This window comes from Dokdonia donghaensis DSW-1 (genome assembly GCF_001653755.1).
Classification (GTDB): domain Bacteria; phylum Bacteroidota; class Bacteroidia; order Flavobacteriales; family Flavobacteriaceae; genus Dokdonia; species Dokdonia donghaensis.
In genome coordinates, this window is the sequence record NZ_CP015125.1 from 2398437 (window position 1) to 2422819 (window position 24383).

16 protein-coding genes and 1 pseudogene are annotated in these 24383 nt (G+C 37.6%); 11 read left to right on the forward strand and 6 right to left on the reverse strand.

Annotated elements, in window-relative coordinates; translation table 11 throughout:
* Window positions 1-25 precede the first annotated feature (25 nt).
* The 5 genes from I597_RS10555 (at window position 26) to mqo (ending at window position 12938) form a co-directional block, all read left to right on the forward strand.
* Window positions 26-2353: a T9SS type B sorting domain-containing protein gene (locus I597_RS10555; RefSeq protein ID WP_035324780.1), complete on the forward strand. Its 2328-nt coding sequence runs from the start codon at window positions 26-28 to the stop codon at window positions 2351-2353.
* A 154-nt stretch (window positions 2354-2507) separates the two neighbouring features.
* Window positions 2508-7550, forward strand: coding sequence for a translocation/assembly module TamB domain-containing protein (locus I597_RS10560; RefSeq protein WP_035324779.1), 5043 nt, complete (start codon window positions 2508-2510; stop codon window positions 7548-7550).
* A gap of 4 nt (window positions 7551-7554) precedes the next feature.
* Window positions 7555-9825 carry a translocation and assembly module lipoprotein TamL gene (gene tamL, locus I597_RS10565; protein ID WP_052111676.1) on the forward strand — a complete coding sequence of 757 codons (2271 nt, stop codon included), beginning with the start codon at window positions 7555-7557 and terminating at the stop codon, window positions 9823-9825.
* Window positions 9826-9878: 53 nt separating this feature from the next.
* Window positions 9879-11132, forward strand: coding sequence for an NAD(P)/FAD-dependent oxidoreductase (locus I597_RS10570; protein ID WP_035324778.1), 1254 nt, complete (start codon window positions 9879-9881; stop codon window positions 11130-11132).
* Window positions 11133-11453: 321 nt separating this feature from the next.
* A complete protein-coding gene (gene mqo, locus I597_RS10575) occupies window positions 11454-12938 on the forward strand; it encodes a malate dehydrogenase (quinone) (protein WP_035324777.1) in 1485 nt (494 codons plus the stop codon).
* Between the two features lie 186 nt (window positions 12939-13124).
* Here the strand turns inward: mqo and I597_RS10580 are convergent, their stop codons facing one another.
* Entirely contained in the window at window positions 13125-13718 is a 594-nt protein-coding gene (locus I597_RS10580) for a hypothetical protein (RefSeq protein ID WP_035324776.1), read from the reverse strand.
* 341 nt (window positions 13719-14059) lie between these two features.
* Between I597_RS10580 and I597_RS10585 the strand changes: the two are divergent.
* Window positions 14060-14452, forward strand: a pseudogene (locus I597_RS10585) (transposase); the annotation flags it as partial.
* A 48-nt stretch (window positions 14453-14500) separates the two neighbouring features.
* Here I597_RS10585 and I597_RS10590 read toward each other — a convergent pair.
* The 3 genes from I597_RS10590 to I597_RS10605 all read right to left on the reverse strand — a co-directional run bounded on the left by I597_RS10590 (window position 14501) and on the right by I597_RS10605 (window position 17673).
* Window positions 14501-15181 (reverse strand): hypothetical protein, encoded by a 681-nt coding sequence (locus tag I597_RS10590; protein WP_035324774.1) that lies wholly within the window; start codon window positions 15179-15181, stop codon window positions 14501-14503.
* 1110 nt (window positions 15182-16291) lie between these two features.
* Entirely contained in the window at window positions 16292-17047 is a 756-nt protein-coding gene (locus I597_RS10600; protein ID WP_035324772.1) for an acyl-CoA desaturase, read from the reverse strand.
* A 53-nt stretch (window positions 17048-17100) separates the two neighbouring features.
* Window positions 17101-17673: a Crp/Fnr family transcriptional regulator gene (locus I597_RS10605; RefSeq protein WP_035328583.1), complete on the reverse strand. Its 573-nt coding sequence runs from the start codon at window positions 17671-17673 to the stop codon at window positions 17101-17103.
* Window positions 17674-17806: 133 nt separating this feature from the next.
* Here I597_RS10605 and I597_RS10610 point away from each other — a divergent pair, with 133 nt between their 5' ends.
* Window positions 17807-18736 (forward strand): EamA family transporter, encoded by a 930-nt coding sequence (locus I597_RS10610; RefSeq protein WP_035324771.1) that lies wholly within the window; start codon window positions 17807-17809, stop codon window positions 18734-18736.
* Between the two features lie 72 nt (window positions 18737-18808).
* Here the strand turns inward: I597_RS10610 and I597_RS15000 are convergent, their stop codons facing one another.
* Both I597_RS15000 and I597_RS10620 read right to left on the reverse strand, forming a co-directional pair.
* Complete coding sequence (locus I597_RS15000) at window positions 18809-19138, reverse strand: hypothetical protein (protein WP_063613071.1); 330 nt, start codon at window positions 19136-19138, stop codon at window positions 18809-18811.
* 179 nt (window positions 19139-19317) lie between these two features.
* Entirely contained in the window at window positions 19318-19644 is a 327-nt protein-coding gene (locus tag I597_RS10620; protein WP_035324770.1) for a hypothetical protein, read from the reverse strand.
* A gap of 259 nt (window positions 19645-19903) precedes the next feature.
* Between I597_RS10620 and I597_RS10625 the strand changes: the two genes are divergently transcribed.
* The 4 genes from I597_RS10625 to I597_RS10640 all read left to right on the forward strand — a co-directional run bounded on the left by I597_RS10625 (window position 19904) and on the right by I597_RS10640 (window position 24372).
* Window positions 19904-20353, forward strand: a complete 450-nt coding sequence (locus I597_RS10625) for a KTSC domain-containing protein (RefSeq protein ID WP_035324769.1) — start codon at window positions 19904-19906, stop codon at window positions 20351-20353.
* 44 nt (window positions 20354-20397) lie between these two features.
* Window positions 20398-21690, forward strand: coding sequence for a DEAD/DEAH box helicase (locus I597_RS10630; RefSeq protein WP_035324768.1), 1293 nt, complete (start codon window positions 20398-20400; stop codon window positions 21688-21690).
* A 63-nt stretch (window positions 21691-21753) separates the two neighbouring features.
* Entirely contained in the window at window positions 21754-22323 is a 570-nt protein-coding gene (locus I597_RS10635) for a hypothetical protein (protein ID WP_035324767.1), read from the forward strand.
* 33 nt (window positions 22324-22356) lie between these two features.
* Window positions 22357-24372, forward strand: coding sequence for a M13 family metallopeptidase (locus I597_RS10640; protein WP_035324766.1), 2016 nt, complete (start codon window positions 22357-22359; stop codon window positions 24370-24372).
* Window positions 24373-24383 lie beyond the last annotated feature (11 nt).

Below are 24383 nucleotides of genomic sequence, written 5' to 3' on the forward strand. Positions count from 1 at the left end.
CATTTGTACCATCCATAAACTACTAATGCGACACTTTATAGTTTTTTGCTTTCTTATTATATCTACAAGTCTCATAGCACAAAACGTGGTGGTAGATAGTCAAACATATACTCCACAGCAATTAATAGAAGATATTCTCATAGATAGTAACTGTATCTCAAACATACAGGTCACAAACGTCGTAGGAGGAGATTTTGGAGGGCAGGAGCAGAGCTATGGCTACTTTAATGCAAACGGTAGTGACTTCCCCCTTCAAGAAGGAATTGTTTTAAGTACCGGAAGATTGCAGAATGTGCAAGGTCCTAACACAAGTCTCAGTGATGATGATGCTCCAGACTGGCTAGGAGATGCAGATCTTGAGTTTGTACTTGATGAGCAAAATACGACTAACGCAACTATACTAGAGTTTACGTTTCAATCTACAGCATCTGAGGTGCGTTTTAGATATTTATTTGCCTCAGAAGAGTATCAAGAAGGTAATCCTAATACGTGTAATTTTTCAGATTTATTTGGTTTCCTCATTAGGCAAGAAGGTGAGCAGGGATATGAAAATATTGCCTTAGTTCCAGACACAACTACCCCTGTAAAGGTTACAACCGTACATCCAGAAATACCTAATGGCTGTCCTGGCATAAACGAGTTTTATTTTGAAAGCTTTAATGGTAACACAGCACCCATTAACTTTAATGGGCAAACCAAAGTAATTGAAGCAAAAGCAATTATACAGCCTAATGTAAACTATCAAGTTAAGCTAGTAATAGCAGATGAGCAAAACTTTAGATTTGACTCTGCTGTCTTTTTAGAGGCTGGAAGTTTTCAGTTAGGTACAGATTTAGGTCCAGATAGAACTGTAGCGGGTGGTAATCCCATTTGCGGTGCAGGAGCAACCACACTTGTAGTAAACGAACCTCTTGCAACAGCATTTATGTGGCAACGTGACGGTATACCATTATCAGAAACTTCTAATGAACTTATCGCTAACCAAGATGGATTCTATACTGTAGGGATCACGCTTGATAATGGTTGTGAAGCCTTTGGAGAAGTCACAATAGAGTTTGCTCAAAATCCTACCGTATCTAATAGTACGTTACAGCAATGTGATGCAAATGGAGACGGCTTATCGCAGTATAACTTATTTGACGCATTAGATGACGTAACAGTAAACGATAGTAGCCTTGTCATAACTGGGTTTTATAACAACCTTTCTGATGCCGAAAGTGAAGAAAATGTAATTACAAATCCTAATATATTTCAAAATACACAAGTAAATCAGGTTGTATATGCACGAGTTGCTTCACAAGCAGGATGCAGCGCTATTGCTAGCGTACAGCTTGCTACGGGTAACGAGACACTAGTGCTAGACGCCTTAGAGGTGTGCGATATCGATGGAATTATAGATGGCTTTACAGAGATTAGTCTTGCATCACTCACAATGCAGGTACAAGACCAAATACCTACTGGAGCCACTGTAAGCTTTTATGAAACTGAGGAGAATGCTTTTATTCAACAAGGAGCGCTTACTAATTCATTTATAAACACAGAGGCCTTTGGTCAGACTATTTACGTGCGAGTTAATGAGGGCGGTCAATGCCTATCTATTACCTCGGTAGCTATAAATATCCTCAACCCGCCCGTAATGACAGATAATGAGAGTGTAATATACTGTGCTAACAATTTCCCAGGTACTATAACCCTAAATGCTGGTGTGATAAGTACTCCTGTAAATCTACAATACAGCTGGGATTATAATGGCACCGTTCTACCTCTTAATACAGAGACTATAACTATAAACGAAGTAGGAACTTATACAGCGACTGCCATAAATTCTAGTGGATGTGAGGCGACGAGAACGATTACGGTGACTCCATCTGGGCCAGCTACTATTACTAATGTTAACACACAAGATGGAGGTGAGAATAATACAATTACTGTAGAGGTAGAAGGTACAGGCGTTTATGAGTATGCTCTTGGAAATATCTTTGGTCCATATCAAGAATCACCTACTTTTCAAAACGTGCCCGCAGGTCTTTACAACCTCTTTGTTCGTGATGTAAACGGTTGCGGTATAACTGTAAAAGAGGTCTCTGTTATAGGTTTTCCTACCTATTTTACGCCTAACGGTGATGGTATAAATGATACTTGGAAACTTAAAGGCGCCGGGCAAGACACCAGTACCACAGTTCGTTTCTTTATTTTCGATCGCTATGGGAAGTCTATGTATCAATCACGTGCAATGGGTAATGGCTGGAATGGAATTTACAATGGAGTTGAACTTCCACCAGATGATTACTGGTATTTAGTGGAGCTTGAGGATGGTCGTGTCTTTAGAGGTCACTTCTCATTATTGAGATAATTGAGATGGTATTCCGCTTTCGCGAAAGCGTAAATCACCTTTTTATTTAACACCCTTTTAGATTGCTAGCCCTCGTTTTAACAATACTTTACAGCGGCAAATTATGTTAAAATGAGCAAACGGCGTTAATTTGTTAAAAAATTGATGCCCTCTGGTGACAAACCCTGAAAACAAAGCCCCACAAACATTAAAACCTAAAAGAAAATTTAGGTGGCTACGCATTATAGCACGTATATTACTCGTGCTTCTTATACTCATTATATTCCTTCTTTTATTTATAAGAAGTGAGTGGGGACAAAACATTGTTGTTTCTAAAGCAGTCAGTTATTTTTCTGAAAAAACGCAAACTAAGGTTGAGCTTGAAAGGGCTTTTATAACCTTTGACGGAGATATTGCTATCCAAGGCCTATATCTCGAAGATAAGCAAGGCGACACGCTAGTATACAGTAGGTCTCTAGAAGCGGATATTCCTTTGTGGCCCATCATAAATGGTACTGGCATAGGCATAGAAAATGCACAATGGGAAGGTGTACGAGCAAATATTATTAGAAAAGATACAATAAGCGGATTCAACTTTGATTTTATTGCAGCTGCTTTTGCAACTCCACCATCTCAACAAACAGATACAACTAGTACGGCACCAGTTGATCTTATTATAGGTGATCTAGATCTGAAAGATTTTGACGTAGTGTATAACGATGTTGTTACGGGTATAGATAGTAGGTACACTTTTAAAGAGCTACGCATATCACCAGATACAGTAAACCTGGACGAGATGAGATTTACTGCCACTGAGGGGTATATAGAAAATGCTAAGATTAAGATTAATCAGGTACCAGTACCCTCAGACCCAGATACCGAAGAAATACCACTACCATACTTAGCTTTTAACAAGCTTACCCTAAAAGACGTAAGCGGAAACTATACAGGTGAGGAGGCAGGCGTGTCTTTTGATTTTGACTTTAAAGAGTTTGAAACAAGTATTCCCAAAGCAGATTTTAACAGCTTTGTCATTTCGATAAATGACATTGTAATAAAGGATAGCGCGATAGGTATTGATATGTCTAGTACTACCGCATCACAAGTACCTGTTGAATCTAGCAATTCGCTATTTCCAGACTATAATATTACAGTAAATAAGGCTAGCGTAACTAATACAAGTATACGATATACCGTAAATGGTGCGGTAGCTACAAAAGGCGTTTTTAATCCCGAAGCGGTGTTTCTTTCTAATGTGAATCTAGAAGGTACAAATACTTATCTAAAAGATTTTGTGGCGGGTGGTAACGTAAAAAGTCTTTCTGGAAGAGAAGTCTCTGGTATCAATATCAAATCAGTTTCTACAAATTTTCTTGTTTCTGATACAGATTTACAGCTTGAAAATATGAATGCGGCTATCAACTCAAACTCACTGAGAGGAGATATCGTGATGAGTTACCCTTCACTAAATAATATAGCGACACAACCAGAAGATGTACGATTAGACATCAACATTACAGATGTTAAAGTAGAGCTGGGTGATTTATTTTTATTCCAACCATCTCTAAGAACTAATACGTATTTACAGACAGTAAGTAAAAATCGCATTGCTGGGGCGATAACGGCATCAGGGACGCTAGCAGATTTGACTGTTCCTAATCTTGCTTTGAGCTGGTCTAACACTAATTTAAAGGCAAATGGTAACCTTAAGAATATAAATAACATAGAGAGCTTATATTTTAATCTACCTAACATTAATGCTTCTACTAGCAAGAAAGATATATCAAAATTTATAGCAACAGATTCTTTGAGTATGAATCTTCCGCAAGACATAAAGCTAGTAGCTGCCGCGAAAGGTACCCTTACAGACATTACGACTACTGCAAGCCTTACGACTACACAAGGTCTCGCAACCATAGATGGTACTTTCAAAAATGATAATACCATTGCTTTTAACACCACACTGGCAATAGAAGAGTATAACCTAGGTGAGCTTCTTCAAAACAATAGCTTAGGGAACCTCAATCTCACACTCAAAGGGCAGGGCTCAGGCACTTCATTAAACACGCTTGATGCAACTATAGAAGCTACTGTAGCTTCATTTTTATACAATGACTATGCTATAAAAGACCTAACGATTACCAGTAAGATAAAAGATGGTGAGGGCGCTATTACATCAAGCTACAAAGACACTAATCTTAATACAAACCTTACAGGCCTTGTAGTGCTCGACACAATTGCACCAGCAGCAACGATTAATCTCGATGTCATAGGAGCAGATTTACAAGCACTTGGGTTAATGCAGCGCGATGTGCGCACAGGTTTTAAACTTACCAGTACTTTTAAAGGGAGTACCGCGAGTTATGATGTAACAGCAGTAATGGATGATGGTGTAATTGTTTATGATGACCGTACATATTTAATAGGTAATCTAGAAGGATCTGCGCGTGTACGCCCAGATAGTACTTCTGTACAATTTGACAACAAGATATTGAACCTTGATTTAAGATCTAACGCTGACCCAGCGAAGATAGCAACAGCCTTACAAAATCACGTAAACAGCTATTTTTACAGAGATGCTATTATAAAAGATACCATTACAAACCCAGTAAATGTTGTTCTTAAAGGAAAGGTGAGACAATCACCCTTACTCAATGAGGTTTTTCTAGTAAATATGAAAGATCTAGACACGATTGCTGTTGACCTTGATTTTAGTGAGGCTACCCGAAAACTAGATGCCTCGATAAAAGCACCACACATTAATTATGCAGGTAATGAGTTGGATAGCCTCTCATTTAGTATGAACACAGACCGAGATGCATTTACCTTTGATTTAGGTTTTGACGGCCTAACTGCAGGGCCTATCGCTATACAAGAAACACGTATAAAGGGTAATCAAACTAACAATGAGCTTTCACTAGATTTTCTTGCCTATGCAAATGATGAAAAACTCATACAAGTACAGTCAGACATTACGGGGAGTAGGGAGCGATTACGTTTTCACGTAAGTGAAGACAGTCTTATTTTCAATAAAAAAGATTGGAAAACTCCGTCGAGTAATGAAGTTCTTATTACAGATGGGAAATTGGCTTTTAATGATTTTCGCTTTACGCGAAAGTTGCAATCTGTCGAATTTACAGACAAACTTCCTACCATTGAAAAGGATCACATAGCTATCGATTTTCAGAATTTTAAAATAAGTGAGTTTCTTGCATATCTCAATCCAGATGAAAAACTTGCTAGTGGTAACCTTAATGGAGATTTTGTACTAGAAGAACCCTTTGGTGACATAGGTTTTCTGGCAGATATATATGTTGAAAAGCTACGAGTACTAGAAGAAGATCTAGGTATTTTAGAACTTACAGGTAGATCTATTAATGGTAATAAATACGACTTTAGCCTTGATGTATCAGAAGGAGTGGCAGATCTAGAACTCACTGGTGATTATATTGCAGATATAGATGGAGCTACCATCAATATGGATCTAGATATTAACGAACTAAAAATGGAGGCCGTAGATGGCTTTTCTCTTGGTGAATTAAATAATGGATCTGGTACGCTCAATGGTAATTTTAAAATGAACGGGAAGCTTGTTGATCTGGAATACCAAGGGTTCTTACGTTTTACTAATGCAGGATTTACTGTTACTAAGCTTAATGCACCATTTACTTTACTTAAAGAAACTGTTTCTATAGATAATGAGGGCATCTCAATGTCAAATTTTACCATACGTGATGATAAGGACAATAAACTTACAGTAGATGGTCTAGTGGGTACGGAGAGCTTCATTAACCCGACATTTGATTTAAAAGTCGTTGCAGACGATTTTCAAGCGCTTAATGCAGAGCAAGGCGATAACGACTTTGTATACGGGACAGCGGTTTTTGACGCTACTGCCTCCATCACCGGTGATTTACAAATCCCCATAATAGATCTTGACGCTACAGTGGGCGGTAGTACAGATATCACCTACATTATGCCTACAGCAGCGGCAAACATAGAGTCTAGTGATGGTATTGTAGTTTTTGTTAATAGAGAAAATCCAGACGCCATTCTCACACGCACCGAAGAAGAAACAGGAACAATTACAGGTTTTGATATAAAATCACTACTTAAAGTAAATAGAGATGCACAAGTAACCATACTTATAGATGAAGAGACAGGTGATAATCTAAAGGTAAATGGTGATGCAGATTTAAATTTCACACTACAACCCAATGGGCGTATGAATCTAACAGGGGTGTTCGACGTGGCTGGTGGGCAGTATGAGATGAACTTATATAACCTAGTTAACCGCACATTTACGCTTGACCCAAGCAGCCGAGTATCTTGGTCTGGAGATCCTTTTGACGCAAAACTTGATGTGCGTGCCGTATATTCGGTTGATGCTTCTGCGGCGCCACTTATGGCTATTACAAGTACTAGTGATGATCCCGCAGCTCAGTCACAATACAGGCAGCAATTGCCGTTTTTAGTCTACCTAAATATAGACGGGGACCTACTTAGTCCAGAGATAAACTTTGCATTAGACCTGCCAGAAGATGAGCAAGGTGCACTAGGAGGTGAAGTATACAGTCGCGTACAACAAGTTAATCAACAAACTGGAGAGTTAAACAGACAGGTCTTTTCACTCTTAGTGCTTAATAGATTTTACCCTGACTCTAACTCAGATGGGAGTCAGGGAGGGTTTGCTAGTATTGCTAGAGATAACCTTAATGATGCCTTGTCTGATCAGCTTAATATTTTTTCTGATAAATTATTAGGCAACACAGGGTTCCAGTTGGATTTTGGACTCGATACGTTTACAGACTACCAAGGCACAACTCCACAAGAACGCACGCAGTTGGATATTGCTGCACAACGTAAATTCTTTAATGATAAACTTACCGTACGTGTGGGGAGTAGTGTAGACGTGGCGGGCGAGAGTGCAAGTGGCGATGCCACACCGCTTATAGGTAATGTGAGTCTAGAGTATGAACTTACTAAAGATGGACAGTATCGTCTCAAAGGCTTTAGACGTAGTGAGTTTGAAAACGTGATAGATGGACAGACCATTGTAAGCGGGATCTCGCTCATATTCCAGCAAGAGTTTAATAAATTTAGTCAGTTGTGGAGTGCTATCTTGAGAAAGAAACAACAGCAACTCCTTCAAGAAGAAGAGCAAAAGGAAGAACTCAAACCTTCCCAAGAAAATAGAAAAACTAATAAGATAGATTAATCAAGTGCAGTACCGTAAATTAATACACATAGTCCTTGTCATAGTTAGCATCAAACTCTGCTCTTGTAGTGTAGAAAAGTATATACCCGAGGGAGAACGATTATATACGGGTGGTGAGGTTATAATTAACTCAGATAGCACCATAGTTAATCAAAATTTACTCAAGGCAGAGTTAGAAAGTGTTTTAAGACCTTCTCCTAATACTAAGATTTTAGGAATGTATCCTAATTTGAGCATACATTACAAAGCACAGCGAGAAAATCCAGGCGTTATCAATAAATGGCTCAACAAGAAAATAGGAGAGGAGCCTGTGTACCAGTCAGATGTAGAGGAGTTTGAGGTAGAGGCATTGTTGAGAAACAGACTTGAGAACCGTGGCTTCTTTTATAGTGATGTGAGTTCTCGCTTTCGCGAAAGCGAAACAAAGAAAAGAGCTTCTATAGCATATACGGTTAAGGTGCCTACACCATACCGTATGGAGACCTATCAGCTCGACACACTCTCGCCGCCTATTTATAGAGAGATGATAAGTACGGTTAAGAGTTCGCCCTTCAAAAAGGGAATGCGATATGACCTCTCAAATCTAAAACAAGAGCGCGACCGCATAGACTACAAGCTTAAGAGAAAGGGGTATTACAACTTTAACCCATCGTTTCTCATTTTTGAGATTGACACAAATCAATATAAGAACAAGCGTTTTGATATGTTCTTAAAGATTAAAAAAGATGTTCCTAACAAGGTCATTGTGCCTTACAAAGTGCAAAAAATTAATGTGTATCCTAACTATGAGCTAAAGGATACCTTACAGCAAAATATAGTCCGCTACGATAGTCTCAATATGATACAAAACGAGACCTATTTTAAACCCAAATATCTTGCGCCATACATTACACTTAAAGAAGGATCGCTTTATAATCCAGATATCTCCCGCAATACAGCCAGAAGATTATCTACCATAGGGGCTTATAAATTTGTAAATATCCAGTATGAAGAAGTAGACAGCCTGCGCACAGATAGCTTAGGGATTCTAGAGGCAAACATATATTTGTCACCTCTTAATAAAAGAGCCATAAGAGCAGAGATACAAGCAGTCACAAAGTCTAATAATTTTGCTGGGCCCGGCCTTGCACTTACCTACAGCAATCGAAACCTCTTTAAAGGGGGAGAAGTACTTAATATTACAGGCTCTGCAGGTTATGAAGTGCAAGTAGGTGGTGGCGAGTCTTTGAGCAGTATTGAGCTGGGACTTGCAAGTGAGCTTGTATTCCCTAGAGTGATTTTTCCAATTAAGATTAATACAGATTTCTTTAAATACAACATCCCAAAAACCGTCACGGCGCTAGGTTTTGATTATTTAAACAGGTCAAAGCTATACACGCTTCTCTCTGGTAACGCAGGCTTTGGCTACACTTGGGATGCAAATAAATATGTGACGCATAAAATAAACCCTATCTCACTAAGCTACACGAGATTGTCAAACACTACAGAAGCCTTTGACGAGATACTTGCAGAAAATCCATTTTTAGAGCAAAGTTTTGAGCAGCAATTTATCGCCGGTCTTACCTATAGTTTTACCTACAATGGGATGGTAGATACTAGTGATACACATCAAGTATTTCTTAATACAAATATTGAGATTGCTGGTAACACCGTCAGTCTACTTGGCCAAGAAAATGAGGATACAGAAAACAACACCTTTTTAGGACTAGAATATGCACAGTTTGCAAAGGTAGATGCAGATTTTAGGTATCATTTTAACTTTGGTAAGGAGCAAAAAATTGCCACTCGCTTATTTGTTGGTTATGGATATGCATATGGTAACTCAGTGATATTGCCCTTTGTAAAACAATATTATGCAGGCGGTCCATACAGCGTGCGAGCGTTCAGAATACGGTCTTTAGGGCCTGGTACGTCAACAGGTAACTCTGAGAGTGGGAGCTTTTTTGACCAGATAGGTAACATACGCCTAGAGGCAAATGCAGAGTATAGATTCCCTATCTTTAATTACCTTAAAGGTGCCTTTTTTGTAGATGCGGGTAATATCTGGAATAGCGTTGAGAACGAAGATCTACCGGGTAAAGATAAGTTTACCTCAGATTTTATAAACGAGCTTGGTATAGGTGGTGGTTTTGGGCTACGTGTAGATGTACAAGGCTTTGTAATACGTTTTGATCTCGCTGCTCCCTTCCACGATCCATCGCTTCCAGAGGGAGAACGCTGGGATTTCAAATTTGATGAGCCTATCTTTAATTTTGCTATTGGCTATCCTTTTTAAATAATTTACGCTTTCGCGAAAGCAAAAAAAATAACACTCATACTACTTCATATATGAACAATTCTACTCATAAAATACACATTATAGGCGCCGGAATAAGTGGTCTCATTGCTGCAATACAACTTGAACAGAAGGGATATACACCCACCATTATAGAAGCTACAGATCGTGCTGGTGGTCGTGTAAAGACAGATGTTGTAAACGGTTACCAGCTAGATCACGGTTTTCAAGTACTACTAGATGCATACCCAAAAGCAAAACAGTATCTCGATTATAAGGCCTTAGAGCTACAATCCTTTTTACCAGGAGCGACCATATTTAAAAACCGTAAATCCCAATCTATAGGCGACCCTACACGTAGTATCAAGATGCTTATACCTACAATGACCTCGTCTGTAGGAACACTGGGTGACAAGGTTAAGGTGCTTAAGCTTAACAAGGATTTAAAAAACAAATCTATAGAAGAGATTTTTAATACTCCAGAGAGCTCTACGCTAGTTTACCTGCGCAAGAGAGGCTTTAGCCAGGCGATGATTACAGATTTCTTTAAGCCGTTTTTCAGCGGTATTTTCTTAGAGACAGCCCTTGAGACTTCTAGTCGTATGTTTGAGTTTGTGTATAAAATGTTTGGAGAAGGGATGGCTACCGTGCCAAAAGCTGGAATAGAAGCAATACCTAAACAACTCTCTTCAAAACTCAAAAACACCACCTTTATGTTTAATACGAGTGTAGCAAGTGTAGAAGATAACACCATCACCCTCACAAACGGAACTACGCTAGAGAGCGATTATACTATTATAGCTACAGAAGCTAGTCAGTTTATAGCAAACCTAAGAGGTCAAGAGACTCCCTGGAAGTCTTGTGTAAACCTGTATTATGAGGTAGAAGCAGTAGGGAAGAAACAACCCTTGATCCAACTTGTAGCAGATGAGAACACACGAATTAATAATCTCTTCTATGTAGATGCGCTAGAAACTGCAACTACTGGAGCAAAAAATCTACTCTCTGTAACCGTAGTAGATGATCAAGATTTATCTGAAAAAGCACTTGTTGCAACCGTTACTTCAGAGCTTGCAACTTACTGTAATATCACAGATGTTACTTTCTTAAAATCATATGTGATTCCGCGAGCTTTACCTAAACTTGACAATTTACGTATGGATTGTGAAGCGTCTGAAACGCAACTTAAAGACACGATTTTTCTTGCTGGTGACCATCTTCTTAACGGCTCTCTTAACGCCGCGATGATCTCTGGAGAAAGAGCTGCTCAAGCTGTCATAGAAAAAATAGAAGGACTGCTACAGTAGTACATAATTTATGCAAAACTCCCACTATAGACATTGTTTATAGTGGGAGTTTTCAATTAAACATATTTATTCTAAACACTTACAATCAATTAATTATAGATTTTAAATAAAGTTTTTGTTTAATGCTAAGTATTTACTTTATAGAGAAAACCTATAGATCTCAAAAAAGTGATTTTAAGTTAAATTTTAACGTATAAGAGATATCTATACTAGGTTTTTGAGGCCAGTTTAGTAACATCGCAGCTTGTATATTTTATTAATAAATGAGGGTTCAAATTATAAGTATAGATTTCGATACCTTTATACCATAAACCCTTTTTTATGAACAGAGAAATTCCAAAAAATCATTACGACCTCATTTGTGTAGGTGGTGGCATTATGAGTGCAAATCTTGCACTTATGGCAAAGATGCTTAAGCCAGATTTGAGCATCCTCATTTTAGAACGTCTAGGTGATGTTGCTCAAGAAAGTTCGGCCGCTTGGAATAATGCAGGTACGGGTCACTCGGCACTTTGTGAACTTAATTATTGTCCCGAGCAAGAAGATGGGTCTGTATCTATAAAAAAGGCTATAGAGATCTGTAAGCAATTTGAAATCACAAAACAGTTTTGGGCACATCTAGTAGAAGAAGGCTTTATAGAAGACCCTCAGCGCTTTTTAAAACCCATACCACATCATAGCTGGGTGACAGGAGAAAAGAATGTAGCGTTCCTTAAAAAGCGTTTTGAAGCCTTTAAAGAGCACTTTATGTTTGACTCCATAACGTATACAGAGCAAATAGATAAAATGAAAGAGTGGTTCCCGCTCATAATGCACAATCGCACAGAAGATGAGGTAATGGCTGGCTCACGCATAGATCGTGGCACAGAGGTGAACTTTGGAGTTCTTACAAAGCGTTTATATGAAATTCTAGCCACAGAATTTGATACCCCCGTACACTTCCACAAAGAAGTAGAAGATCTTGACCCGCTTGATAATGGCAATTGGACTGCTATTACAAAAGATCTTAAAACAGGTAACAAACAATCTATAGAGGCAGATCATATTTTTATAGGCGCTGGGGGCGGGGCATTATTATTACTTGAGACTGTAGAGATAGAGGAGAAAGATGGTTTTGGCGGTTTTCCAGTAAGTGGTGGCTGGCTGGTTTGTAAAAACAAAGAGCTTATAGAGCAACACAATGCAAAAGTATATAGCAAAGCTGGCGAAGGCGCGCCACCTATGAGTATGCCCCACTTAGATACTCGCTATGTAGATGGTGAGAAGCAACTTATGTTTGGGCCCTTTGCAGGATTTAGCCCCAAGTTCTTGAAAGCAGGTTCTAATCTAGATCTTGTAAAAAGTGTCAATTTTAAAAATATCCCTTCTATGCTAGGCGCTTTCTGGCATAATCTTGATCTTACAAAATACCTCATAGGCCAGATCACAATGACCTTTGATGACCGTATGAACGAGCTACGTAATTTTATTAAAGATGCAAAAAACGAAGACTGGCGTATAGAAGTTGCCGGCCAGCGTGTACAAACCATAAAACGAGATGAGTTTGAAGGCGGAAAATTAGAATTTGGCACACAGATCGTAAGTGGTTCTGATGGTAAAATAACGTGTTTACTAGGTGCATCTCCAGGAGCATCTACCGCGCCAAAAATAATGCTAGACGTACTAGAGCAAGCCTTCCCAGAGATTATGAACTCCCCAGAAGGAAAGAAAAAACTTAAAGAAATTGTACCTAGCTACAAGGAAGAAATCACCAAAGTGCATTTTAATAAAGAACTACAGCGCACCACGGCTATTCTTAACTTATAAGTTTAATGATGCATAAAACAGGTTCTTGGTTGCGGGTGTTGCTACAGTATGCACCATAGTTAAAATCTTGATTACAACCTACTCATCTGTTTTGTTAACGATTCAATACTTATCCATCTCCATAGGGCAGAATCATAATTACGAGCATCAAAATATAGGTTCTCAAGACCAAATTGCACATTTATGCTAATTAAATTTGGCGATTTTCAATGATAGACTATCACCTTTGCCATCATAATCGTAACCACTTTCATTTTTATTTCCATAAAGGAATTTAAATGGATCAAAGCCATCAGTCCTTTTATAAAGTTTATTTTTTTCAACTTTCCAATATAGACTATGATTGGATATATAAGGATTTTTAAAATCTAAAAAGCTGCCATCTTCCTGCTGGTATTTAGATTCATTATCATTAAGTTGCACTTTCATTTTGGATGAAAATTCAGCTGTATATTTCCAAGGGTTTATAAAGCAATCCTTCTTTGAATAGACGAGAATCGTATCTTTTTCGTTAATAAAAAAACCAGAAATGGGTTCATTATAAATATGCGAATCATTGAAAATATGATTTATATATTTCTTTTCATTTGGATCATTCAAATCTTTGCTCAGAATTATAATCATATTTTTTCTATAACCCCTTATTTCCGAATTTTTAAATTCACTTAATTGTTCTTTTTTGTAAAGACTAATACTTCTCAAAAGGAAATCATCTTTAATATCATAAATAATGAGCTCATCGTTTTGATAATATTTGTTAACACTACTGCATCCTATCATTAAAAGGATGCTTAATAAGTATATATATATTTTCACTTTAATCCAATTTTAGATAATGTCAATAGAATTGATAAAATTTGAATATACATTGTCATTTCTCAAATTGTAGGCAACAGGCCAAGACATAAAGCGAGTGCGGCATACTTCGGCAAGCTCAGTACAAGCCTTGCTGGTTAGCCTGTTTTTTTGTTTTTTAATTGATTGTCTAAATATACACTTATTTGTGGATCTGTCGCCGCGCATAGAGCTTTCAAATCCCGATGTACTTCGGGACGCGTTATGTAATCGTTGTGTAGGCTTCCCCATTTTTAGGGAAGCCTACATTTTTAGGGAAGCCCACAACGCTGCTTAAAAGTATCCCTGGTATGGGCGAAAAAACGGCCTTGTTTTTACTAGTTTCTACAGATGGTTTTACCAAGTTTGAACGTGCCGGGCAGTTGTGCAGTTACGTGGGTATTACACCCACCATACGAGAGTCTGGAAGTAGTGTGCGAGGTAGAAGTAAAATAAGTAAAGTAGGTAATAAAAAGCTTAGAAACCTCTTGTTTTTATGTGCTTTTTCTGCCTGTAAATACAACCGGGCTTGCAGAGAAATTTATGAGCGCATTGTAGCCAAAGGAAAGAGTAAAAAACTAGACCTCATCGCAGTGGCAAATAAGCTCTTAAAACAAGCCTTTGCCATCATAAAATCTGGAAGACCCTACGATGAAAATTATAGATCAAAATTAGCTTAAAAGGGCTTGTTTTTTAACTCAGTTCTTTGTTGTGTTGTAGGCTTTTTTTTATTCTTTAAATTCCAATTGCTTCAAATTTATATTCCCACACTCAATTGTTTTTTCGTTAATTCGATAAATAAGTTTTTCCTCTTTTATGCTAAGTCCCGTTCTCAATGTTCCATTTACTCCTTTATTAAATAATGTTACGACATAAAAACCGTTAGAATCCTTTGGGTTAATCGTTCTCTCTAAATCAGTTTGCTTACGAAAATTATCATTTAAATATTTTTCTAAATCAAGACCATAATTAAATAGAGTTTCTTTTTCAGGTGTTAATGTGTCGGAGGGAATAAATAGTTTAAATAATCTATCTGGTGAAGATGGTAGGTCATACGAATCTTCAGAGAATTCCATTTTAAATTCAAAAGGAGTATTCATTTCATTGGTTATTCGAGTCCAAAAAACAGCATAAATATATTCTTTGCCCAAAGGGTCAGTATATTTCAGCCCACCTCTTGGGTAGCTATTTTCAATTATTAAGTTGTGACCAATAGGATCAGAGTAAACGTACCTGGTGTCAACATTCTTTTGGTCAGATACTTCTAGACGTATTTGACTTTCAGCAACTATTGCATTTTTAGATTTCTCTAATTCCTTTGAAACTTTAACTGGCGTTGATTTATTTCCTTCTCCACAGGAAACAAGCCCTATAGCCACCATAATCGATAATATTATTTTTTTTCTCATTTTTTTTCAGCTTGCACACAACGTGGGGGTCTATGTTTTGATGCGTGTAGCGGTGTACGACGGTAGGAGTACAGAGTAGCTACGGAAGCAGCAAAAAAATAAAAAGGCACTCAATGCCCTAAGCATTGAAATATAGACAGTGTTGCTCACAGAAACAACCACGTAAGAGTAAGTCAATTAATTAATATTAAAAATAAGGAATTATGAATTCAAAAAATGAGATAATAGGTTTTGTTGCAAGTAACATTTCTGTAATAAGCACGATTGTAGATGTTCTTTTGTGTTTTTGTGTACTTATACTAGCTTCTGAGTTTCGGAAAATACGCAAAAGCAATCAATAGGCGGGTATTTGATAAATCCATCTTAAATCATACCATTTGTATGGGTATAATTCAAACTTATAATCTTGATATGTATATCCGTGTTTTTTAGATAAATAATTTACAAACGTCATAAATTCAATATCGTAATACATCTCATCTATGTTTCTATTGTTTCCATTAGTTGTTTTAGTTCTAACTATTGTGTTTGATTTATGCATTATGAAATATTTAGTCCTGCTCGTTTTTCAGAGTAGGCAAGTGCCTTTTTATTTTAATAGACCCCCACGTTGCTCACAATTAGACTTACAAGGGAAACGGAATGAAATGAGTTTTGTAAGGCGTATCCGAGACGGCGACGATATTTTTAATGAGTTTTTCACGAATGAAATATCGTTGGCGTTGAGGTTATTGTGAGCAACAGGCCACTACATAAAGCGAGTGTGGCATACTTCGACAAGCTCAGTACAAGCCTTGCAGGTTAGCCTGTATTTTATTTTTTAATTGATTGTCTAAATATACACTTATTTGTGGATCTGTCGCTGCACATAGCGGTTTGAAAGCTCACCGTAAGAAGTAGGTTTTCGCGAAAGCGGAAATAAGCAATCTTCCTAAGGAAGTAGAAACAATGATTATAACCACCGTATTACCAGTTATAAACTTTAAGCCCTCACCACAGGAAATAAGAGACTATTATAAAACAGACGTTAACCACCCTTTTTGTAAAAGGAACATCTCTCCAAAACTAGAAAAGCTCAGAAAGAAATATCAATCTGAGCTTTTTTAAAAATTAGCGATGTCTTTGCACGTCTATTTTGATAGGTTTCATCTGGATAAGGTTAATGCGATGTAAAAAACGCATAATAAGATATGTTACATCTATCTCATACCAACGCACTCCTCCAAAGTTAGGTCTAGACCCAAACTTGTGATGGTTGTTATGGTAGCCTTCTCCCATCATCAAGAAATCAAAGCGAAAGAGGTTCTTAGAAGTATCTTTAGTTTTAAAGTTTCGGTAACCTAAAATATGACCAAACCAGTTAATAATTACACCGTGTATAGGCGCCATAGCTAGCACTACAGGTAAAAATAGCCATTGCCACCAGGCGCTTGCAAATACAGCAAAGAAAGTAATGTACAACACTCCCCAAAGCACTCTAGAGAAACGAGAGCTGGCAAATGCATCAAAGCGTTTCCATTGTGGGACGTTCTTTTTAAACTTTGCATCTACTGCTACTCGGTCGTTATTAATGTCTTGGTAAATGTTTTTTGTTTTCCACATCATAGCAAATGGGTTTTCATCATAGCTAGGGGAGTGTGGGTCCTTATCTGTATCTGTATAGGCGTGGTGCATTCTATGCATAATACCATATCCATAGGCACTCAGGTAGCTGGGGCCTTGAAAAATCCAGGTTAGTACAAAGGTTATTTTTTCGGCTGTTTTTGACATTGTAAATGTCTGGTGTGCCGCATATCTATGTAGAAAAAATGACTGAAAAAACAGACCACTGTACCACATTACGATTACAAAGAGGAGAATGAGCATTTCTTTTTTATGCAAAGGTACTCTGGTGAGCAAACTCGCACAATGAACCTACATTAACTAATGCGCTTGCGTATACGGCTTAGGGCTTGAGGCGTTACACCTATGTAAGAGCTTATGTACTTGAGAGATATCTCCTTGAGAAGTTGCGGGCGCTCTTTAAAAATACTGAGGTAACGCTCTTCTGCCGTTTGATCAAGAAGCGATTGTAGCCTTTTTGACTTAGTAATAAATAGATTTTCGGCAGTGAGTCTACCTATAAGGTTGCCTATGGCTGTTTTATTGTAAATTTCTTGAAGATCGTTATAAGAGATACTAAGCATACTTGTATTAGAGAGTGCTTGTACGGCGTGCTCAGAGGGTTTTTGAAGCAAGAATGAGTCATAAGCACTTACAAACTGATTTTCAAAACAAAACCCAAAGGTAATTTCCTTTTCTGACTTTGGTTTAGGTATAAACAGTCTAACTGTACCAGAGGTGATGAATGAAATATAATTTTCTACCACACCAGCTTTGTGTATGATGTCTTTTTTCTTAAAAGTACGCTCTTTTAGCTTTGAACTAAAGAGCTCCCAATCACTGTCTGAAACGGGTGAAAATTTATTTATATAATTACGTATCTCTGTCAATGCTTTACAAATTTGCTTTACAAAGATACTACTCAGCAACCTCTTTAAAATCGTTATCTAAAGATGTTTTACTATTGTTTTATTATAGCTAAGTTCGTACGGCCTTAAAAAACGTATAATAATTGCAATCATTATGAAAAAAGAAACCTACTTAATTATACTTGCTTTTTTCTCAATTTACGTCTTTTGGGGTTCTACTTATCTATGGAACAAGATTGTGGTAAGTGAGGCTCCTGCCTTTATGCTTGCTGGTTTACGATTTACCACGGCAGGCCTTCTTATCTTTTTTATAGCAAAAATCACAGGCAAGTCACTTAAGATTACTCCTAAGCAATTACGCAATTCTGTACTGGCAGGATTTTTCTTTTTAGTGTACGGTAACGGTGTATTTGTATGGGCACTTAACTATGTAGACAGCGGTTTTGCAGCATTACTAGCTGCCTTACAGCCTCTATCCATTCTCTTACTTATGAGAATTACTCAAAAAAAGGGTTTAAAGCCTAAATCTATAGTAGGCGTAGTGTTAGGACTTATAGGTATGTATTTACTTGTCTCACAGCAAGAAATTGCAATGAAAGAAGGTGCAGTTCTAGGTATAGGTATGATTTTTACCTGTATATTAAGTTGGAGTATAGGTAGCCTTTTTGTGGCAAAAGCAGATCTTCCCAAAAACTTTTTTATAACCACTGGTTACCAGATGGTAAGCGCCGGTGTACTTTTATGGATTATAAGTTTAGTTATTAATGAACCGTGGAGTTTTCCAAACACCTGGAGTACCCGAGCACAAATCTCTATGGTGTGCCTAGTTATTTTTGGCGGGATTGCCGCTTTTACCTCTTTTAATTATCTTCTTAAAAAGGTGTCTACAGAAAAGGTAGCTACCTCTGCATATGTAAACCCTGTGGTAGCATTATTTTTAGGGTGGTATTTTCTTGATGAACAGGTCACCTTACAATCTATGATTGCTGCCGTAGTACTTCTAAGCGGTGTTTATTTTATAAACAGTGTCAAGAAAAATGACAAAACAACTTTAAGAAAGCCCTGGCGTAGAGGTAGAGGCTAGTGTTTATAGTATCTATAAGGCATAAAAAAGTCCCGAGTTATATCGGGACTTTTTTTAATCACTATGTCTAATTTATACAAAGGTGGTTTCACCTTTATCTAGTGCTTCTTTTGCCTCTACAATAGTAGCATCTTCTATATCATCTTGATGAGGGGCTCTGCGGTTTGTGGTCATATCAGCCTTTGAGAGTTCTTTGTCAAGAGCATTTTTTAAACTCGTAAGCTTTTCAGACACTTGCTCTTCTACATCATAATATGTTTCCTTAAGAGTATCTCCCGCTCTTTTTGCTTTGTCTTTAAGCGCAGCTTTCTCTTCTGGTGATAATTTATTGTACTTATATAAACCTAGGGCACCCGCAGCTACTGCAAGTAAACCTAGTATTCCTTTTGTGTTATTATTCATTGTATAGCTTATTTTTAAAGTTGTTTACTAAATTTAAGTAATCTGTATTACAATACCTCCAGCTACCAAGACATTAGTATTTTATTAATACACTTTTAGTAAAATCACTTATTGTTTTAAGATATACTATTTATGATACGTGTGAGTACGCTTTCGCGAAAGCGTATCAAAAAAAACTACTAGGCTACAGCCTCTGTCATCGCATAATAATGCAAGATGTTTTTATAAAACGAAATGTTTTCTTCTGTCTCACGTATACAAGATTTTAAAAACTTCTCAAGGCTGTTATACGTAATTTCTACCTCGGCACCACGTTCTAGCATATCTATACCTAGTAAAACTGTTCCTTTATCTACATCAAGCACAACAGATGAGGCGTTAAAGTGGTTCTTTATAATGGCGATGTGCAACTGCTTAAAACTTGCTCTACGCTTAAAGCGAAAATCTGTAGAGTACTCTATAAGATTATTGAGACTTCTTACAATGTTGTTGTTTGATTGGATCATAGCGTTTGGTTTTTTTCTTTTGAACATCATAAAAATAAAATCTAAAGTGTTAATAAAAATCTAATAGTCAGCATTTTATAAATTGTTTAACTTTTATGCTATTACGCTATAGGGCATATAATGCTGGTATATGTAATACGTAAGAGAACTATGGTTTAGATCTCAAGGCATAGCTTTTTTTAAGAAGTTTTCTTTTAGATAAGGTTCTAATTAAACCATTAATTAGGCGTACTTTCGCGCACTGATAAAAGCCCTGATTATGAAGCGTATAAATGAATACAAAAAACTCTTTGGAGTTGAGAAAGAAATAGATCTTAAAATGCTCAAAAAGAGTTATAGAAATCTTGTAAAAGAGTGGCATCCAGATAAGTTTCAAGCTGGAGATCCTAAGCAAGAAGAGGCAGAGATACAAAGCCGTCGTATCATAGATGGTTATCACTTTTTAGTAAGTATGGCACCAGAGACTAAGGAGGCAAATCTTGAGGCATACACAGAAACTATAACAAATGCAGCTATAGCAGATTACCAGCATAAAGGTTTATTACTTGAGGTAACCTTTACAGATGGTACTACCTATGAGTATTTTGGGGTGACAAAAAAGACGTATATTAAAATGATTAATGCAGGTAATCTTAACCGTTTTGCAAAGCGTAGTATTTACCCTAAGCATAATTACCGTAAGTCAAAAAGACACTTACAAGAAGCATAATTAAGGTAATATTAAGTTTACAGATTAAAAAGGCGCCAGCATATATGACAAGTACATTTACCGCTCTAGGAGTAACAAACGCAATACAAGAAGCTCTAGCTGCACTAGAGATTGTACAACCTACAGATATACAACAGCAGGCCATCCCCGCAATGCTCACATCAAAAAAGGATGTAGTTGCACTAGCGCAAACAGGTACGGGTAAAACGCTAGCCTTTGGGGTACCTTTATTACAACTTATAGATCGTACAAACCCTACGGTACAGGCCGTGATACTTGTCCCAACAAGAGAATTAGGACAACAGATATACTCAAATATTGTAGCATATGCTGCACAATTACCAGAAGTAACGGCAGCGGTTTTTTATGGAGGGATACCTGTAAAAGAAAATATAGAACGTCTTAAAGCACCCGCTCAGATTGTAATTGCAACACCTGGACGTCTTATAGACTTAATGGAACGTAAAGCAATAAACATCTCTCAAGCCAATTATCTTGTGCTAGATGAGGCAGATGAGATGGTAAGTGCTCTTAAAGACAGTATAGATGTCATTGTAGAGACAATGCCTAATAATAGGCGTACCTTCTTATTTTCGGCCACGATGCCGGGCGCAGTAAAGCAACTTATACAAAATTACCTTTCTAAAAATCCGCTGGAGATTACTGCAGAGCGAGCAAATCTCGCTAGTCACATAATCACACACGATTATGTAGTGGTGGAGCCTATTGAGAAGCTAGATGTATTAATGCATTTCTTAAACTCAAAAATAGGGGAGCGTGGTATTATCTTCTGTAAGACAAAGGCTGCTGTAAATAAACTTGCAAAAAACCTGGCTATTAATAAGTTTTCTTCTGGGGCATTACACGGTAGCTTGAGCCAGGCTATACGTGATCGTATGATGGGACAGTTTAGAGAAGGTCATATAGACATACTCGTAGCCACAGATCTTGCGGCACGTGGTATAGATGTAAAAGAAATCTCTTATGTGGTTAACTACCACTTACCAGAGTTTTATGATATGTATGTACATAGAACGGGACGTACTGCCAGAGCAGGAAAAACAGGCTATGCGCTTACTGTTTTACAACAAGAAGAGGTTGCAGAGATACCAGAATTTGAAGAAGAATTAGGTATTACTTTTTCCGCTTTCGCGAAAGCGTCATCTCAAGAAATCGCAGATAATAATCTCATACTCTGGGCGCGTAAAATCTTTAAAACAAAGCCTAATCGTGAGCTCTCACCAGAGCTAAGAGAAAAAGTACACAAGGTTTTTCACCACCTTACTAAAGAAGAACTTATAGATAAGCTACTTGCAAGAGAAACTGTAAGCAAGTAAATTAAGCGCTAAAATTGCTTTATAATATACTTATGACTTTGTTTTAATTACTTAGCTTTGGCTATGACATTAAAACAAAGCCTTCTGCTACTGTGTGTTATCATATCTAGCAGCCTTCTTGCTCAAGAAAAGCGACCATCAGATATATTTTGGGAAACACTCTCAAGCCATTGTGGTAAAGCTTACAAGGGTCACCTTGCTTTACCAGAAAATGATGAAGCCTTTGGCGGTAAAGAGCTCGTAATGCACGTTCGCTCTTGCTCAGATAACGAGATAAAGGTTCCTTTTTTTGTAGGAGAAGATAGATCGCGTACTTGGGTCTTTACAAAGAAAGATGGTATTATCACATTAAAACACGATCATCGCCACGAGGACGGTAGTGAAGATGCCGTAACTCAATATGGAGGTACAGCAAGTAATGTAGGAAAAGAAGATATTCAATTCTTTCCTGCAGATCCACATACACAACAACTTATACCTGCCGCAGCAACAAATGTCTGGTGGGTAACTCTAGATGACACCACCTTTACATATAACTTAAGAAGACTAGGCCGTGATAGTGTCTTTAAAGTAGTGATGGACATCACAAAGCCTATTGCCACACCAGAAGCGCCTTGGGGCTGGAAAGATTAAATAATAACGAGATTACAACAAACACAACCAACTATGAAAAAACTATGGTATCTCTCAATGATTGCTTCTAGCTTTATAGCCTGTGAGCAGTCTGAGCAAAAAAACGAAACACACCCTGAGGTAGTCTTTGACGGAATATCTGAACAAATTGCTCCAGGTGATGATTTTTATAATCACGTGAATAAAAACTGGTATGATAATGCTGTCATTGCAGATGACCAAGTGGGAGTAGGAGCATATCGTTTTCTCAATATACCACAGCAAGAACTTCTTAAAAATATACTCGAAGAGGTTTCTGAGCAATCACACGACCAGGGTAGTGTTGAGCAACTAGTGGGAGACTTTTATGCCTCCGGTATGGATACGCTCAGTATCGATAAACGTGGTATTACACCTATACAAGCCCTGCTAGAAAAGATAGACGGTACCTCTACTACAGAGCAGCTGATGGATGTGGTAGCAAATCAAATTAAAACGGGTGATTATTCCTTTCTAGCGCCTTACATCTCACCAGATCAAAAAAATAGCAAGCTTAACATCTTGCATCTAGCTCAAACAGGGTTGGGTCTACCAGATCGTAATTACTACTTTAATGAAGATCCTTCATCTGTAGCCATACAAGATGCATATAAAACGTATTTAACTACACTTTTTGAATTAGTAGGTGACCCAGAAGCGGCAGCAAACGCTGCAATAGTTTATGCCATAGAAAAAGAACTTGCAGATTCTCATAAAACAAGAATACAGCGTCGCGTTATAAAAGATAATTACAATAAAGTCTCGGTAATAGACCTAGATAATGGACATAATCAAATAGACTGGCAACATATTTTTACCACGCTAGGTACAGATATAGACTCATTAAATGTGAGACAGCCTGCATACTATGATAAAGTAAATGATGTACTTGCGAGCACTGCTCTCAAAGATTTAAAACTTTATGTAAAAGCAAAGTCTTTAAGCAATCACGATAATATATTAAGTACACCTTTTGAAGATGCCTCTTTTGCATATACTAAGGTGATCTCTGGACAAAGCGAGCAACAGTCACGTACTAAACGTATGGTGCGCAATGTAGATAGACAAATAGGATTTGCCTTAGGCCAGCTGTATGTAAAGCGATATTTTAATGAAGAAGCAAAGGAAAGAGCACTTGACCTGGTGAACAATTTTCAGAAATCACTCGAGCAACGCATAGAAAACCTTGAGTGGATGAGTGATAGTACAAAAGTAAAAGCCAAGGAGAAACTCTTTGCTATCAATAAAAAAATAGGCTATCCAGATGTATGGAGAACCTACGACGTAGAGATAAACAGAGATCAGTTTTTTGAGAATGTAGTTGCTTTACGTAATGACAGTTACCAGTACGAACTTAAACAACTTAATAAAGCACCTAACCGTGATGAATGGGGTACTACACCATCTACAGTTACCGCTTATTACAACCCATCACTTAATGAGATAGTATTCCCTGCAGGAATATTACAGGCGCCATACTTTGATTTATACGCAGACGATGCTGTAAACTATGGTGGTATAGGGATGGTAATAGGTCACGAGTTTACACACGCCTTTGACGATCAAGGAGCTCAATATGACAAAGAAGGAAATGTGAAAAACTGGTGGACAGAAGAAGACTATACCAAGTTTAAAGCAAAAACACAGCAAATTATTGAGCAGTACGATAGCTTTACTGTTCTTGACAGTGTACACCTTAAAGGAGCACTTACAGTAGGAGAAAACACGGCAGATAATGGCGGAATCTCTATAGCTTATGATGCCTTTAAAAGAACAAAGCAAGGTCAAGACACCACAAGAATAGGAGGTTTTACTCCAGACCAGCGCTTCTTTTTATCTGTAGCACGTATCTGGCGTGTCAAGACAAGAGATGAGTATTTAAGAAATTATGTAGCTACAGATCCGCACTCACCACCTATCTGGCGTGTAAATGGACCACTTATGAACTTCACTCCATTTTATGAAGCTTTTGATGTAAAAGAGGGGCAAAAGAACTTTAAAACACCAGAAGAAAGAATTAAAATCTGGTAATACGATTTACA